The organism is Tenacibaculum sp. IB213877 (genome assembly GCF_034043975.1).
Classification (GTDB): domain Bacteria; phylum Bacteroidota; class Bacteroidia; order Flavobacteriales; family Flavobacteriaceae; genus Polaribacter.
Genome location: NZ_JAXCHH010000012.1, coordinates 1 through 16,106, shown reverse-complemented (window position 1 = coordinate 16,106; position 16,106 = coordinate 1). Strand labels below are relative to the sequence as shown.

12 protein-coding genes, 1 other RNA gene and 1 pseudogene are annotated in these 16,106 nt (G+C 31.8%); 8 read left to right on the top strand and 6 right to left on the bottom strand.

The window, feature by feature from the left end:
- Positions 1-9: 9 nt before the first annotated feature.
- From ssrS to SLH33_RS12030, 3 genes are all read right to left on the bottom strand, one after another.
- Positions 10-133, bottom strand: a non-coding RNA gene (gene ssrS, locus SLH33_RS12040) — 6S RNA.
- Between the two features lie 53 nt (positions 134-186).
- Positions 187-477 (bottom strand): cell division protein ZapA, encoded by a 291-nt coding sequence (locus SLH33_RS12035; protein ID WP_320419358.1) that lies wholly within the window; start codon positions 475-477, stop codon positions 187-189.
- A gap of 12 nt (positions 478-489) precedes the next feature.
- On the bottom strand, positions 490-780 hold the full coding sequence (locus SLH33_RS12030; protein ID WP_320419357.1) for a hypothetical protein: 291 nt from the start codon (positions 778-780) through the stop codon (positions 490-492).
- A gap of 149 nt (positions 781-929) precedes the next feature.
- On the opposite strand from SLH33_RS12030, the gene SLH33_RS12025 reads away from it, so the two are divergent.
- The 8 genes from SLH33_RS12025 to SLH33_RS11990 all read left to right on the top strand — a co-directional run bounded on the left by SLH33_RS12025 (position 930) and on the right by SLH33_RS11990 (position 12,747).
- Positions 930-2,621 carry a M23 family metallopeptidase gene (locus tag SLH33_RS12025; RefSeq protein WP_320419356.1) on the top strand — a complete coding sequence of 564 codons (1,692 nt, stop codon included), beginning with the start codon at positions 930-932 and terminating at the stop codon, positions 2,619-2,621.
- Positions 2,622-2,633: 12 nt separating this feature from the next.
- A complete protein-coding gene (locus SLH33_RS12020) occupies positions 2,634-5,081 on the top strand; it encodes a TonB-dependent receptor (protein WP_320419355.1) in 2,448 nt (815 codons plus the stop codon).
- Positions 5,082-5,187: 106 nt separating this feature from the next.
- Positions 5,188-5,919: a hypothetical protein gene (locus tag SLH33_RS12015; protein WP_320419354.1), complete on the top strand. Its 732-nt coding sequence runs from the start codon at positions 5,188-5,190 to the stop codon at positions 5,917-5,919.
- Positions 5,891-6,223, top strand: a complete 333-nt coding sequence (locus SLH33_RS12010) for a hypothetical protein (protein WP_320419353.1) — start codon at positions 5,891-5,893, stop codon at positions 6,221-6,223. The genes SLH33_RS12015 and SLH33_RS12010 overlap by 29 nt, the downstream gene beginning before the upstream one ends.
- A gap of 192 nt (positions 6,224-6,415) precedes the next feature.
- A complete protein-coding gene (locus SLH33_RS12005; protein WP_320419352.1) occupies positions 6,416-6,829 on the top strand; it encodes a hypothetical protein in 414 nt (137 codons plus the stop codon).
- Between the two features lie 132 nt (positions 6,830-6,961).
- Positions 6,962-8,044, top strand: coding sequence for an efflux RND transporter periplasmic adaptor subunit (locus SLH33_RS12000; protein WP_320419351.1), 1,083 nt, complete (start codon positions 6,962-6,964; stop codon positions 8,042-8,044).
- A 22-nt stretch (positions 8,045-8,066) separates the two neighbouring features.
- Complete coding sequence (locus SLH33_RS11995) at positions 8,067-11,315, top strand: efflux RND transporter permease subunit (RefSeq protein ID WP_320419350.1); 3,249 nt, start codon at positions 8,067-8,069, stop codon at positions 11,313-11,315.
- Positions 11,308-12,747 carry a TolC family protein gene (locus SLH33_RS11990; protein ID WP_320419349.1) on the top strand — a complete coding sequence of 480 codons (1,440 nt, stop codon included), beginning with the start codon at positions 11,308-11,310 and terminating at the stop codon, positions 12,745-12,747. The genes SLH33_RS11995 and SLH33_RS11990 overlap by 8 nt, the downstream gene beginning before the upstream one ends.
- Positions 12,748-12,801: 54 nt before the next feature.
- Here SLH33_RS11990 and SLH33_RS11985 read toward each other — a convergent pair whose 3' ends face one another.
- The 3 genes and pseudogenes from SLH33_RS11985 to SLH33_RS11975 form a co-directional block, all read right to left on the bottom strand.
- A complete protein-coding gene (locus tag SLH33_RS11985; RefSeq protein WP_320419348.1) occupies positions 12,802-13,725 on the bottom strand; it encodes a type IX secretion system membrane protein PorP/SprF in 924 nt (307 codons plus the stop codon).
- A gap of 4 nt (positions 13,726-13,729) precedes the next feature.
- The gene (locus tag SLH33_RS11980) at positions 13,730-14,956 is read right to left on the bottom strand and encodes a gliding motility-associated C-terminal domain-containing protein (RefSeq protein ID WP_320419347.1); all 1,227 of its coding nucleotides are present in this window, start codon (positions 14,954-14,956) and stop codon (positions 13,730-13,732) included.
- 21 nt (positions 14,957-14,977) lie between these two features.
- A pseudogene (locus SLH33_RS11975) lies at positions 14,978-16,106 on the bottom strand (hypothetical protein); the annotation flags it as partial.

Here is a 16,106-nt window from a genome sequence, read left to right as displayed (position 1 = left end):
GTTTATTATAAACTCCAAAAAACAAGTTTAGGACTAACTGGTTTATCAAGTGTCCGTCCTAGTAATTATTTCTAATTCTAACGGCGTGCTTTCCTAACCAAGACTTATCCTTTTTAATTGAATAGCGTTGAGTTTATCAAACAGTATACTAATGTAGGCAGTATATTTACTTTGTATGTAAAGAACTTATTTTAGATGATGTTCTAACAACTTAGTTAGTTCATTTATCTTTTTTAATGCTTCTGAGGTTTCTTTATCTGTTGCTAGCGATACTATTGCTGCCTTTGATGCAAATTGTAGCGCACACATTGCTAAAACATCTTGTTTATCAGCTACTGCGTAGTTTTGTTCAAACTTCACAATGAGCTCGTTAATGCTTTTTGCTGCCTTACGCATTCCTTCCTCTTCTTGTTCATTATTAACACTTAAAGGATAGGTTCTACCAGCTATAACTACATTAACTTTTAACTTTGCCATTTAAAAGAACCTTTATGAATTCAATTGAATGATACATTTATCAATCTCTCGAATTAAAGCATTTATTTTGAGTTTTGTATTTCTCGTGTTTTCTTTACTGCCTTCTATAGTTTTGGCAACTTTAAGCAACTCATATTTATTTATCTGCTCTTGTATTTGTTGCTCTTTTTCTTTTATTAATAAATGAAGTTTAGCATTATTTTGAAGCAATGTTTCGTTTTCTTCTTTTAAAAACTCATAGTTAGAAAGCAGTTGTTTTAACTTAACTTCCAGTAAATGAATTGCTTTTACTGTATTACTCATTTATTGTTTTAGAAATAAACTATCTGAACAAATTTAGCAATCTTAGCCAAGATTAACAAGATTTTTAATGTTTTTTGTTATTTAACTGATAGTCAAAACCTTAATAGGTTTGGTATAATTTTAGTATTTTCGTTGGTAAATTAAAGGCTTTGAAATTATATTTTTCCATATTAACTTTTTTTATTTTTTCATTTGGATTTTCGCAAAAACAATATCCAAAAAATTATTTTTCCCCTCCTTTAAAAGTTCCTGTTGCTTTAGCAGGTACTTTTGGTGAGTTACGAAGTAATCACTTTCATTCCGGAGTTGACATTAAAACTTTAGGGAAAGAAGGATTACCCATTTATGCTCCTGCAGATGGTTATATTTCTCGTATTAAAGTAGCTCAATATGGCTTTGGAAAAGCATTGTATATAAAACATCCTAACGGTTATACTACTGTGTATGCTCATTTACAAAAATTTGCACCTCATATTCAACAATATGTAAAGAATGTCCAATACCAAAAAGAAAGTTACTACACTGGAAATTTATTTCCTGATGCAAGTAAATTTCCTATAAAAAAAGGGGAAATTATTGGATATACAGGTGATACCGGAAGCTCTGGTGGCCCTCATTTACACTATGAAATAAGAGATTCAAGTACCGACCATATCATAAATCCACTTTTATTTGGGTTAAATGCGGAAGACACAAAAGCTCCAACCATTAAAAGCTTAATGGCTTTTCCTTTGAATGAGGATTCTCGTATCAATCAATCAGCAAATAAAACTGTTATTAATTTTAAAAATATGGGGAATGGAACTTATCTTGCTGAAAGCACAAACGCAAGTGGACTTATAGGTTTAGGTATTAGAGCCTATGACCAGCTCAACAAGGCTCCTAACAAAAACGGTTTGTACAGTTTAGAAATGAAAGTGAACGGAGAGCGTGTGTATTATCATGACGTAGAAACCTTTTCGTTTGCTGAAAGTAAATACATCAATTTATTAATAGATTATGAGCATTATGCTAACTATAAGAAAAGAATTCAAAAAACATATAAAGTTAAAGGCAATAAATTAAGCCTATACGAACACTTAAAAAACGATGGTAAATTAATGATTCGTCCCGGAGAGAATTATGCTATTGAGATTATAGCTAAAGATTATGCGGGCAATACCTCAACGTTAAAATTACCTATACGTGGTGTAAAAAATAATATGATCTTTAGAGAAAGAGACACAACTGCCTATAAAATTACCGCTACAAACTTTCAAAAGTTTCATCAGAAAAACGTCACTCTAGCTTTTCCTAAAAATAGTTTTTATAACGATTGTTATTTGCATTTTACTGTAGAAGACGGAGTTGCTAAGGTGCATGAACCTACAATTCCTCTGGATAAAAAGTTTACCATAACTTTTGACATCACTCAATATCCTAGTCCAGAGAAAAAACAATTATACATAGCAAATGTTACCAAAAAGAAATACCCGTACTATGTATCTACAAAGAAAAAAGAAAACAAAGCCTACGCTACCACAAAATCTTTAGGAAGTTATACACTTATGCGAGATAGCATGCCTCCTACTATTACTCCTGTAAATTTTAAAAATGGACAATGGATTTCTAGTCATACCGTTTTACAAGTAAAAATTGATGATGATGATTCTGGTATTGATGATTATACCGCAACTATTGACGGAGAATGGGTTTTAATGGAATACAACCATAAAAAAGGAATATTAACCTATGATTTTTCTGATAAAAAGTTGGTAGGTAGCAAACATCTTTTTAACATTGTAGTTTCTGATAATGTGGGAAATACTAAAACTTTATCGGCAACATTTTACAGAAAGTAAACGGGTATTACATTGAAAAAACTATTTATTCTATTACTTTTTCCTACTTTGATCTTTGCACAAAAAACAGCAACAGTTACAGGAAAAATCACCAATAAATTCAATCATCCAATTGAGGGAGTTGCTATTTCTTATTTAGACAAAGGTACTGTTACCAACAGTAATGGAGATTATTCTTTTAACATTCCCATCAAAAAAACAGTTACCGTAACTTTTACACACGTTTCCTATAAAACCATTACTAAAAAGTTTACCGCTAGAGGTAGCAGAAATTTTTCCTTCTCCCCTATTTTAGAAGCAAAAAGTGAAGAATTAGAAGAAGTTATTGTTAAAAATCAACAAAAAGCAGCACAAGGAATTACCAAAATCAAAACTCAGAAAGTAAAAAACGCTGTGGGAGCTAATGAAGGAGTTGAAACGGTTTTAATGACCTTACCCGGAGTGAGTAATAACAACGAATTAAGCACACAATACAATGTTCGTGGTGGAAATTTTGATGAAAACTTAGTGTACGTAAACGGAATTGAAGTGTACCGACCTTTTTTAATACGTTCGGGTCAACAAGAAGGATTGAGCTTTATCAATTCTCACATGATTCAAAATATTGACTTTTCCGCAGGCGGATTTCAAGCAAAATACGGCGATAAACTTTCATCTGTATTAGACATAACCTATCGTAAACCTACTGAGTTTGCTACGCAAATAGATTTGAGTTTATTAGGTGCAAGTGTTACTGTTGAAGATCTTTTACTTGATAAAAAACTAAGCGCCTTGTTAGGTGTTCGCTATCGTGACAATAGTTTGTTTGTCAACTCAAAGCAAACCGAAGCCAACTTTCGTCCTAATTTTACTGATGTTCAAACCTATTTATCATATCAACTTACTGATAAAACGAATTTAAATTTCCTTGGGAATTTTTCTTTAAACAACTATAACTACAAACCTTTAACACGTCGCACTCGTTTTGGTACCGTTGCTGACCCATTGGAATTAATTGTTTTTTACAACGGACAAGAAGAAGATACTTTCCAAACCTTATTTGGAGCTATTTCTGCCGATTATCAAGCTACTGACAATTTAAAACTTACCGGAATTATTTCTTCTTTCAATACACAAGAAGAAGAATATTTTGATATTGCCGCAGCGTATAATTTAGGCGAAGTAAACACCAATGCAGGAGATGAAAACTTTGGAAATGTTGAATTTTCTGAAGGAATAGGCTCTCAGCTTAATCACGCTCGTAATGATTTGGATGCCCTCATTAGCAACATTCAGTTAAAAGCCACGTTAAAAGACGGCAATAACGAGTGGAATGCGGGTGTTAAATACCAAACCGAAAATATTAAAGACCGAATTCGTGAATGGGAAATGATTGACAGTTTAGGTTTTTCGGTTCATCCGCCACATCATACGGTGTCTCAAGATCAACCGTATACGCCATACGAAGGTCCTATAGAAGCATATCAAAATATTAATGCTGCAAATAACGTTGATATCGATCGTGTTTCAGGATTTTTACAATTCAGCAGAAAAACTAGCTGGAATGAGCATCAAATTTGGTTCAATGCAGGTGTAAGAGCTCAAAACTGGACTGTTAAAGCCAACAATTTACCTTCTGAAAGTCATTTTATTGTGAGTCCGCGTGCGCAATTTGCTATCAAACCCGATTGGAAAAGTGATATGTTGTTCAGAATTTCTGGTGGATGGTATTCACAACCTCCATTTTATAAGGAATTACGCGATTATGACGGAAGAATTCACCCGGAAGTAAAAGCACAAAAATCCATTCATTTAGTAGCAGGTAACGATTATAGTTTTACCATGTGGGAGCGTCCGTTTAAATTAACTACGGAGTTGTACTATAAAAACCTATCGGATGTAAATGCCTATTCGGTTGATAATGTGCGTATCCGATACAGAGCTGATAATGTTACAGAAGCGTATGCTTACGGGCTAGATGTACGTTTAAATGGTGAATTTGTTCCGGGTAATGATAGTTGGGTAAGTATTGGTTATTTAAAAACGGAAGAAAATATTGATAATCAAGGATACATTGCTCGACCTACCGACCAACGTTTAAAATTTGGCGTACTGTTTCAAGATTATGTACCTAACCTACCCGATTTAAAAGCTTACCTCAACATTGTGTACAATACCGGAGTACCGGGTGGAGCTCCTGCTTATGCAGATGTGTACCAATACCAAAACCGATTGAACGATTACAAACGTGCCGATTTAGGCGTGTCGTATGTATTTGCAGATGCCAACAAAACGCATAGCAACGGATTTTTAAGCAATTTTAAAGAGTTAAGTGCCGGATTAGAATTGTTTAACATTTTTGATATACGAAATGCCATTACCAATACCTGGGTACGTGATGTATACAGCAAACGCCAATACGGAATACCTAATTATATGACTGGGCGTGTATTGAATGTTAAGCTAAAAATGAAATTCTAGAATTAAATTTAGTTTGATTCTTACATTCAAAAACGATAACTTCGCTATCGGCGACTATAATTAAAACAAAACCATAGTCTTTAATCGTTGGGCATAATTTAAACGAATGATAGAAATACACATTTTACATTTCATTTTAGGAGTAATTCTTTTCTTTATAATCAATTGGATTGGAAGACACTCATATTCTGTTGGATATATGCAAATTTCAATGTTTTTGAAAGTCGAAGAAGCGCCAGCATTTAATTTTCTTTTCCGAATAATTAGCCCAATTGTTTATCTTTTTATCGTTTCTGCTGTTCTTTATAAAATGGGATTGGACAAATATGTAACCAATGCTTATTTCATTTCAATTTACTATGTGATTTTTAGATTATGTTTTAATATAATTACAAACCGTGGACTGTTAATGAATTGGTATCGTCAGATACTTTATTGGATATCAATAATTTCAATTTCATATTTTGCTTATACTGAAATCATTTACAAAAAAGAAAACATTCTTCCAGATTTCGAAACAGTTTCAAATGAATTATGGATTATCATTTTAATATTTCTATTTCACACTCTTAACCAAATTAGAATTTCATCAGATAAAACCATAAAACGAAAAGAAAACTACTTAGAAAGTAGATTTAAACATTTCAAGAATAAATATGACAGAATAATAAGTGAACAGATAAAAAATGAAAAACTTAAATCAATAATCTATGGTTTAATAATTTACGAGGATTTCAATAGACCAAAAGCAGCAAGAATAGTAGAAAACTTGAGCTTTAAATTAACTAAAAAAACACTCACTTGGTTTAATGCAAGTTCAAACAGAAAATTATATTAATGATTTAGAAAGTGTAAAACTTGGAATTGAAAAGATAAAAAAAGCTTATCTAAATGCTTTAAAGAAAAAGAAGTTAGATAATTTAAAACAGGAAAACTTTAATCGCCATAAAAGCTACCATTACGAATGGGAATTACAACATAGTATTCTCAAAGATTACAATCCTGACGGACCATATATCTATGAAGTTTCTCAATTGAGTAATAATATATTTGAAAAATTTTATAATGAACCAAAAGAATATTTGACACCTTTTTACAAGGGAGAAAAATATTCGTATGATGAAATCCACGAGGAGGAATAAAAACTATGCTCAATTTATTATCTTAGTACCACGGCGGAAAATGACTCGCGTCCTTTTCCGCAACGAAACCATACACAAAACCGATAACGAAACATTTTAAACATAAAAAAAATCCGAATTGTTTAATTCGGATTTTTCTTTTTAATTCTTCTTTGGTTGTATCAACAAATTGCTATAATTTTGCGCGTTGAAATGAACAGCACTTTTAAGAAATATTTTTTACTTTTTTATGTCTTATTACTAAGTAGCTATACCAATGTATATACTACTAGTACAGACTCTTTTTGCTCTCAGGATTCAGAAACGTTAGCATTTTTGAACACTAATGAGGCGCAATCACTTTCTTTCAACGCTACTCAACCAGAAAATGACAACCAACTATTTATTACTGAAATAGATAGTGAAGATGTTGAAGAAAATATTGAAGAACAAGCTTCAAATTATTCTTGGTTCATTTCTAAAAATGGTTCTACTAATGCAGTTTTCTTAGCTCAATTATTTGAAAACAACTATGCTAAACTGCAACAAAACGTATTTCGTTATAAATATCAGCACAGTAACAACGCTGTAAGGTTACACGCTAAACTTCAGGTATTTATAATTTGATTTACAAAACAACAGACCCTTTACTTCTGTAGTCTGTTAGTATAAATTCATTTTTTAACCCAAAATTTAGGAAAGCTTGATTAGGTTTCCTATAAAATTATTTCATTAAATATTTAAATTATAAGTAGAACCATGAAAAAACATTTCTTTTTCATTAGCTTATGTGTGCTATCAATTTTATCAAGTTGCAAACACGAAAAACACGAAAAACACGAACAAATTAAATACCTGGTAACCAACCCAATAAAAAAGGACACCGCAATTACAAAAGACTACGTGTGTCAAATCCACTCTATTCAACATATTGAATTAAGAGCCTTAGAAAAAGGCTATTTAAAACAAGTTTTTGTAGATGAAGGGCAATATGTAAAAAAAGGACAATTAATGTTTAAAGTGATGCCTAACATTTATGAAGCTGACTTGCAAAAAGCATCTGCCGAAGCTAAAGTTGCTGAAATAGAACTTAAAAACACCCAAATTTTAGCCGATGGAAACGTAGTTTCTAATAATGAATTATCTATGGCTAAAGCTAATTATGAGAAGGCCAAAGCAGAAGTGTCTTTAGCTAAAACACATCTAAGCTTTACAAATGTTAAAGCTCCGTTTAACGGAATTATGAATCATTTGCATGTTAGAGAAGGAAGCCTTTTAGATGAAGGAGAAATATTAACCACCCTTTCTAACAATGATAAAATGTGGGTGTACTTTAATGTTCCTGAAACCGAATATTTAGATTATATAACCAGTAAAGACAAAGGGAACAAAAAGCAAGTAGACCTTTTAATGGCTAACAACAAGCTTTTTAACCAGAAAGGTGTTGTTGAAACCATAGAAGGTGAATTTAATAACGAAACAGGAAACATTGCCTTTAGAGCCACTTTTGCCAATCCTGATGGAATTTTAAGACACGGAGAAACTGGTAGTATTTTAATGTCAACTCCTTATAAAAATGCTGTAATTATTCCACAAAAAGCAACATTTGAAATTCTAGATAAAAAATATGTTTTTACTATAGACGAAAACAATACTGTAAAGCAAAAAGAAATTACTGTTGAAGCAGAATTACCTCATCTTTTTATTGTGAATAATGGCTTAACCGAAAATGATAAGATTTTGTTAGAAGGTATAAGAATGGTTAAAAATGATGAGAAGATAGATATTGAATTTATAGAACCAACTGTAGCAATATCAAACCTAGAATTATATTCAGAATAATTCTGAAACAAAATTACAAACTATGTTTAGTAAATTTATAAAAAGACCAGTATTGGCTATTGTTATTTCTATAATAATAGTATTTACAGGGTTACTTGCTATTAAGCAATTACCCATATCACAATTCCCTCAAATTGCACCTACAACCGTTAATATATTTATTGCATATCCTGGTTCGAGTGCCGATGTATTAGTTAATTCAACTTTAATTCCGTTAGAAACATCTATAAACGGAGTTCAAGGTATGCGCTATATTGCCTCCGATGCTACCAGTGCCGGTGAAGGTACTCTTCGCATAATTTTTGAACCTGGTACAGATCCTAATCAAGCAGTAGTTAGAGTTAAAACAAGAGTTGACCAAGTAATGCCTCTTCTTCCTGAACTTGTTCAACGAGAAGGAGTTATCATTACACCTGTTCAACCAAGTATGTTAATGTATGTAAACCTTTTCAGTAAAGAAAAAAATACTGATGAGAAATTCTTATACAACTACGCATACACTAAAATGATTCCAGAAATTCAGCGTATAAACGGTATAGCTAGTGCGAAAATTTTAGGAAGTAGAAAATACGCAATGAGAGTTTGGTTAAAACCAGATAGAATGAGAGCTTATAATATTTCTGCCGAAGAAGTTTTAGAAGCAATGGAAGATCAAAGTATTTTAGCTAGACCAGGAAGACTGGGTAGAAGTTCTGGTATTACCTCACAATCATTAGAATATGTATTAACATATCAAAACAGGTATAATGAACCTAACCAGTATAAAGAAATTATTATTAGAGCCAATGAAGATGGAGAAATTTTAAAATTAAGTGATATTGCGAATGTTGAATTAGGAAGTGAGTTTTTTGATATCTATTCAAATTTAGACGGAAGTCCTTCTGCATCTATTGTTTTAAAACAAACTTTTGGCAGTAATGGTAGTGAAGTTATTAAAAGTGTAAAAGAAAAACTGCAAGAGTTAGAAAAAGATTTACCTCCAGGTGTAGAATATCAAATTAGTTATGATGTATCTAAATTTTTAGATGCTTCAATAGAACAAGTAATTCATACATTAAGAGATGCTTTTATTTTAGTTGCTTTAGTTGTTTTTTTATTCTTAGGAGATTGGCGCTCAACATTAATTCCGATTATTGCTGTACCAGTTTCATTAATTGGTGCCTTTTTTGTAATGCAACTTTTTGGACTATCAATTAACTTAATTACCCTTTTTGCTCTGGTACTTGCTATTGGTATTGTAGTAGATGATGCCATTGTCGTTGTAGAGGCTGTTCATATAAAAATGGAAGAGGAAAACCTAACTCCATACCAAGCTTCTCGTAAAGCTTTAAGTGAAATTGGAGGTGCCATTGTTGCTATTACCTTTGTAATGGTATCGGTATTCTTACCCATATCTTTTATGACAGGACCTGTAGGGGTTTTCTATCGTCAATTTTCAATAACTATGGCTGGATCTATTATTATTTCAGCAGTCGTAGCTCTTACCTTAACACCTGTACTGTGTGCTATGATGTTAAAGAGCAATCATGGTAAGAAAAAGAAAAAATCTCCTTTAGATAAATTTATAGATTGGTTTAACAAACAATTTGAAAAATTAACTGGTAAATACGTTAATGTGCTAAATAAAATTGTTGCCAGAAGAGTTATTACTTTTGGTGTATTAGCGCTGTTTTGTGTAGGAATCGTACTTACCAATAAGATTTTACCTGCTGGTTTTATACCTAGTGAAGATCAAGGAATGATCTACGCTATTATACAAACACCTCCTGGTGCTACATTAGAAAGAACAAATGATGTAGCTCGTAAACTTCAAAAAATATGTGAAGAAACAGAAGGTGTAGAATCAGTTTCTTCTTTAGCAGGTTATGAGATTATGACCGAAGGTAGAGGTTCAAATGCAGGAACCTGTTTAATCAATTTAAAACCATGGTCTGAACGAGAACATTCTGTTCATGAAATTATGGAAGAATTAGAGGAAGAAACCAAAAACTTAGGAGCGGTAATTGAGTATTTTGAACCACCAGCTGTTCCCGGATTTGGCTCATCAGGGGGATTTTCTATGCGTTTGTTAGACAAAACAAACTCTACAGATTATCATGAATTTGAAAAAATAAACAATGATTTTTTAAAGAAGCTAGGTGAAAGAAAAGAACTTACAGGTTTATTTACTTTCTATTCTGCTAACTATCCTCAATACGAACTTGTTATTAATAATAAAGTGGCAATGCAAAAAGGAGTTAGTATTGGTAAAGCTATGGAAAACCTTAATATTTTAATTGGTAGTACTTATGAACAAGGTTTTATACGCTTTGGAAGATTTTTTAAAGTATATACGCAAGCTGCTCCAGAATACAGAAGGTTACCAACTGACTTAGACAAGCTTTTTGTTAAAAATGATGCTGATGAAATGGTTCCTTATTCTGCTTTTATGTCTTTAAAAAAGAAATTAGGACCTAATGAAATAACACGTTATAATTTATACAATTCAGCAGCAATAAGAGGGCTACCAGCTAAAGGCTATACCACTGGAGATGCTATTAGTGCCATAAAAGAGGTAGCCAAAGAGTTACCAAGAGGTTATGATATTGCTTGGGAAGGTCTTACATACGATGAAGCCAACAGAGGAAATGAATCTTTATACATTTTTATAGTTGTATTGATATTTGTGTATTTAGTGCTTGCTGCTCAATATGAAAGTTTCTTATTGCCTTTAGCAGTAATCCTATCTCTTCCAATTGGTGTTTTTGGTTCCTTCTTACTCTTAAAAACTATGGGACTTGCCAATGATGTATATGCGCAAATTGGTATTATAATGCTTGTTGGGCTTTTAGGAAAAAATGCCGTATTAATTGTAGAATTTGCTGTTCAAAAAAACAGAGAAGGAACACCTATTTTACAAGCAGCTATTGAAGGTTCAAAAGCAAGATTCAGACCTATTTTAATGACTTCTTTTGCTTTTATAGCAGGATTAATTCCTTTAGTTATTGCCTCTGGTGCAGGTGCAATTGGTAACAGAACCATTGGTGGATCTGCCTTAGGAGGAATGCTTATAGGAACCGTTATTGGTGTTTTTATTATTCCTGGACTATATTATGTATTTGCTAAAATGGCTGATGGTAAAAATTTAATAAAAGATGAATCTCATGAACCTGTCTCTGAAGAATTTATCAGAATAAGCGAAACAGAAAGTTTAAGTAAAACCAATGCTACTAAGATTAGTGAATTAAAAAAGGTCTTAAAAAAACTTATCAAAAGAAAAAACGATGAATAGAATAACAAACAGAATAAAAACATATGTTGTTTTATCTGTACTCACCTCTTTATTATATGCCTGTGTTCCAAGCAAAATAATTAGAGAAGAAAATAAAACAACTCCGCATACTTTTCACAATAAGAGTATTGATAGTACAAATACTGCAACTATACAATGGAAAGAGTTTTTTGCAGACCCTAATTTGATTTCTTTAATAGATAATGCACTAGCAAATAACCAAGAGCTAAACATTATATTACAGCAAATAGATATAGCTAAAAATGAAATTAAAATTAGAAAAGGTGAATACTTACCTTTTGTAAATGCTTATGCAGGCGTAGAAACTGAGAAAGCCAGCAAATATACCCGAAATGGTGCTGTTGAAGAACAGTTAAATATTCATGAAGATGAAAAATTTCCTGATCCATTAAATAATTTCTCTGCTGGTATTTCTGCTTCTTGGGAAATTGATATTTGGAAAAAATTAAGAAACGGAAAAAAAGCAGCTGTTTTTGAATACCTATCGTCTATTGAAGGAAAAAACTTTATGGTTACCAATTTGGTTTCTGAAATTGCAAACAGCTATTATGAATTAATGGCACTTGACAATCAATTAACCATAATTGAGCAAAGTTTACAACTTCAAAAAGAAGCTCAAAAAATGATTCGTCTTCAAAAAGAAGCTGCCAGAGCAACTCAATTAGCAGTAAGTAGATTTGATGCTGAAGTTTTAAAAAACAAAAGCAGCTTATACCTTATTAAACAAAAAATAATTGAAACCGAAAATAAGCTTAACTTTTTAACCGGTAGCTATCCTAAGCATATTGAAAGAAATTCTGATAATTTTATAAACATTGCATTTGATACTATTTATACCGGAGTACCATCGCAGTTATTGGTAAACAGACCTGATATTAGAAAAGCTGAATATGAGCTTTCTGCTGCCAAATTAAATACTAAAATAGCTCGTAGCAACTTTTATCCTAGTTTAGATATTAAGGCAGGTGTAGGTTTAAGTGCTTTTAAACCAAAATACTTGACCTCTGCACCCGAATCTTTGGTCTATTCTTTAGCCGGAGATATTGTAGGGCCATTAATCAATAGAAATGCTATTAAAGCAGAATACAATACGGCTACTAACAAACAATTACAAGCAATTTTTGAGTATGAAAAAACAATTTTAAATGCCTATATAGAAGTAGAAAATGAATTGTCAAACATTCAAAATTTGAAAGAAAGTTTTAAATTAAAAGAACAACAAGTAAATGCTCTTTCTGAATCAATAGACTTATCTATTCGTTTATTTAAATCTGCAAGAGCAGAATATACTGAAGTGTTGTTAACACAACGAGAAGCTTTAGATGCTAAAATTGAAATTGTAGAAACCAAAAGAGATCAATTGTTAGCCGCTATTAAAATGTACCAAGCATTGGGTGGTGGTTGGAATTAAATAGTTTTTCATTATCATTAAAAAAATCCGAGTTTTCAACTCGGATTTTTCTTTTTAAAAGAAACGAATTCTATTATTATTTTCTCTTAAATTCTCCAAATCATAAAGAAGAATAAACTCATGTGATCCTGAATTAAAATCACTAAAATTCGAAACCGTATAATCATATGCATAACCAAGCCTTAACATATCTGTTAAATTAAAATTTATCAACCCGCTCCAAGAATCATTCAATCTATGAGAAATTCCAAACTCTACCTTTTCTTGCCATAATAAATTTAATGATACATCTACAGAAAGAGGAGCATTACTTACATATTTAAACAATACCGATGGTTTAAGTTTATAGTTATTTTTTAAATTGAATATATAACCAGATGTAAAAAAAGCATGCATTTTTTCTCTTGCTTTAGTTATTACTCCATTTGACTTCTCAAAATGAAGAGTTTCTAATAAATTAGGCATTGATACACTTAAATAAAATTTTGAATTGTAGTAAAATGCACCTGCTCCAAAATTAGGATATATTTTACTTGATTCTTGTTGAAACTGAGAATCATTTTGGTTTACCTGATTTAGCTCTAAAATTCCTATTTGCTGAAAAGTTGCTCCAGATTTGATTCCAAAAGCTAATTTTTCTTCGTCTGATATTTGTAAATTATATGAAAAATCTGAATAAACATGAGTTTCTTTTACGGGACCAGATTTATCATGAAGTAATGAAAACCCTACTCCCATTTTTTTTGCCAAAGGAGAATGAAAAAAAATACTTATTGTGGTAGGTGCTCCTTTAACTCCTAACCACTGCGATCTTCCTAAAAACCCAAAACTTACATGATCTTTACTTCCTACATAAGCAGGATTTATAAGTGATAAATTATAAGTATAGTTTGTAAATTGAGGAGCTTGTTGAGCTTTAGTTTTAAAAATAAGACTAACATATAAAAGAAAAAATAAAGCCTTTGTTATTTTTTTCATACAGTTACTTATTTAAATATACCCAACTTTGATATGGTTTTGTTTTGCCGTCATTAAAATCAACTATATACCAATAGGTAGCCGCTGGCATTAAATCATCATTGCTAGAAATGGTTAATCTTCCATAAGACTTACCATCCCACCATTTAGGATTTAAGCTGCCTTTATTTGAATAATCATATACTATATTTCCATACCTATTATAAATTTTCATTTTAAAATTTGGATAAAACTCAGCTAATTTTGGTATTACAAAAAAATCGTTTACACCATCATTATTGGGTGAAAATGAGTCTGAAGAATCAAAATCTACATTACTATCTGTAACCAAAGTATTTTTTATAGCTAAAGAAAAGACACCATACTCAGATACTAATGAGGTTATTTCATTATTTAAAGAATTAACAACACCTCCTTCATCTACCCACTTTTCTCCGTTCCATCTCACAATAATCATATTATCTACATTTGATAAAATAAAATCTGGGGTAGTAACTTCATTCCAAGTTAATGTTATAGCTACACTTGAAGCAGTATTATTACTCTTAATTTCCCAATATTCATTCATATCTATCAAACCGATAGATTCTTCTTTTTGATTACTAGAAAAATTCACTTCAGAATTTTCCCAATTAAAAGACACAAAAAATTTATCATCAATTGAATCTGGGGCACTTATAGAAGCTGATCTAACTACAAATTCCTCTTCTTTAAAATCACCAACAGGAAAGGTAAAAGCTGCATCTCCTATTTTATTTACTTTATTATTAACATAACTAGCATCTTTTAAATATCTATAACTAGCATCCTGATGATAGGTAAGAATTCCTTCTTCTGATTCATGAACAATACCATTTACAAAAAAAGTTGTTCCGTAAATATTTAATTCTTTTTCTAATGTAAAAGCATGATTACCTTTTAAGTTATTGAATTCTACATCATAAAAAATAGATGTACCACTACCGTTTATTTTTTGCTGTTCATCACCCACCAAATAAAAAACACTGCTAATTTGTGAATCATTAAAATTAATATTCCCATTGTTGGAGAAGTTTTTAAACAAATACATCTCACCATTATTAACTATTTCAGCATTTTGATGCACATACAAATTCTCATAAATACTAAATTCAGTATTTTCTTTAATTGAAATAACTCCATTATTCTGTAACTGTGGGTATAAATTCATGCAAACCGCAAACAAACTAACAAATAGAACGTTTTTTCTCATAACATATAACTTTAAACCTCATTATAAACCTATTGTTCCACCCTGAATTACATACCAATAATAACTACCATCAGGATCTAATCCACATTGATATGTTACAGAAGAATTAAGACCTAAAGCAGTGACTCCTGTACCTGCTAAAATCGATCCTTTTATTTTATTACTTGCATCAATTATAGATATATTTAATTGAACACCTGCTCCTACCGATCTATAAACAATTGTAATTTTATTTCCTAAATTACTGCTATTTGGTATTGGTAATGATACATCATCTCCAATTCCCAAACTTATCAGTCCAGAATTTTGAATAACTACAGTTCCGTCTGTATTATCTATAGAAGTTGTTGATGTTGGATCATTAATTACTCTTATTTTATTCATCCTGTTCATGGTACTTATCAATGAAGCTATATTGGTTTGATTAGCACCAATATTCCCTGCATTTGTAGATACAGTAGATGCTAAATCTGTTGAACTCAAATCAACCGATGATGATGAGTTTGAAATAGTGATTATATTTCCAGTCAATGCTAAATCTTGCTTATCATTATCTATTTCATTCCAATTTGTACCATCAACAGTTTTATAAACTATACCTGAAGCTGTATCTGTATACAACTGTCCTGCAGTTCCTGATACAGTACCATTAGGGTTACCGGTTCCCGATAAAGTTCCATCTGTACCTTCTAAACTCGCTAAAAAGTCCGCTTCGGTTCCTGTGTTGCCTGTATCCAACCAACTTTGATATGCTGATTTTCCATCCACACCATTGGTTCCGTTCGTTCCGTCTGTACCTTCTAAGCTCGCTAAAAAGTCTGCTTCGGTTCCTGTATTGCCTGTATCTAACCAACTTTGGTATGCTGATTTTCCATCTACTCCATTGGTTCCATTCGTTCCGTCTGCTCCTGCTAAACTCGCTAAAAAGTCTGCTTCGGTTCCTGTGTTACCTGTATCTAACCAACTTTGATATGCTGATTTTCCATCCACACCATTAGTTCCGTTCGTACCATTCGTTCCGTCTGTACCTTCTAAACTTGCTAGAAAGTCCGCTTCGGTTCCTGTGTTGCCTGTATCCAACCAACTCTGATATGCTGATTTTCCATCCACACCATTGGTTCCGTTCGTTCCGTCTGTACCTTCTAAGCTC

Bases quoted from the DNA above. Each gene is read 5' to 3' on its own strand.
- SLH33_RS12005 (WP_320419352.1), top strand. From the start codon at position 6,416: ATGAACAGCACTTTTAAGAAATATTTTTTACTTTTTTATGTCTTATTA.
- SLH33_RS12010 (WP_320419353.1), top strand. From the start codon at position 5,891: ATGCAAGTTCAAACAGAAAATTATATTAATGATTTAGAAAGTGTAAAA.
- SLH33_RS11985 (WP_320419348.1), bottom strand. From the start codon at position 13,725: ATGAAAAAAATAACAAAGGCTTTATTTTTTCTTTTATATGTTAGTCTT.
- SLH33_RS11995 (WP_320419350.1), top strand. From the start codon at position 8,067: ATGTTTAGTAAATTTATAAAAAGACCAGTATTGGCTATTGTTATTTCT.
- SLH33_RS12035 (WP_320419358.1), bottom strand. From the start codon at position 477: ATGGCAAAGTTAAAAGTTAATGTAGTTATAGCTGGTAGAACCTATCCT.
- SLH33_RS11980 (WP_320419347.1), bottom strand. From the start codon at position 14,956: ATGAGAAAAAACGTTCTATTTGTTAGTTTGTTTGCGGTTTGCATGAAT.
- SLH33_RS12000 (WP_320419351.1), top strand. From the start codon at position 6,962: ATGAAAAAACATTTCTTTTTCATTAGCTTATGTGTGCTATCAATTTTA.
- SLH33_RS11990 (WP_320419349.1), top strand. From the start codon at position 11,308: ATGAATAGAATAACAAACAGAATAAAAACATATGTTGTTTTATCTGTA.
- SLH33_RS12030 (WP_320419357.1), bottom strand. From the start codon at position 780: ATGAGTAATACAGTAAAAGCAATTCATTTACTGGAAGTTAAGTTAAAA.
- SLH33_RS12015 (WP_320419354.1), top strand. From the start codon at position 5,188: ATGATAGAAATACACATTTTACATTTCATTTTAGGAGTAATTCTTTTC.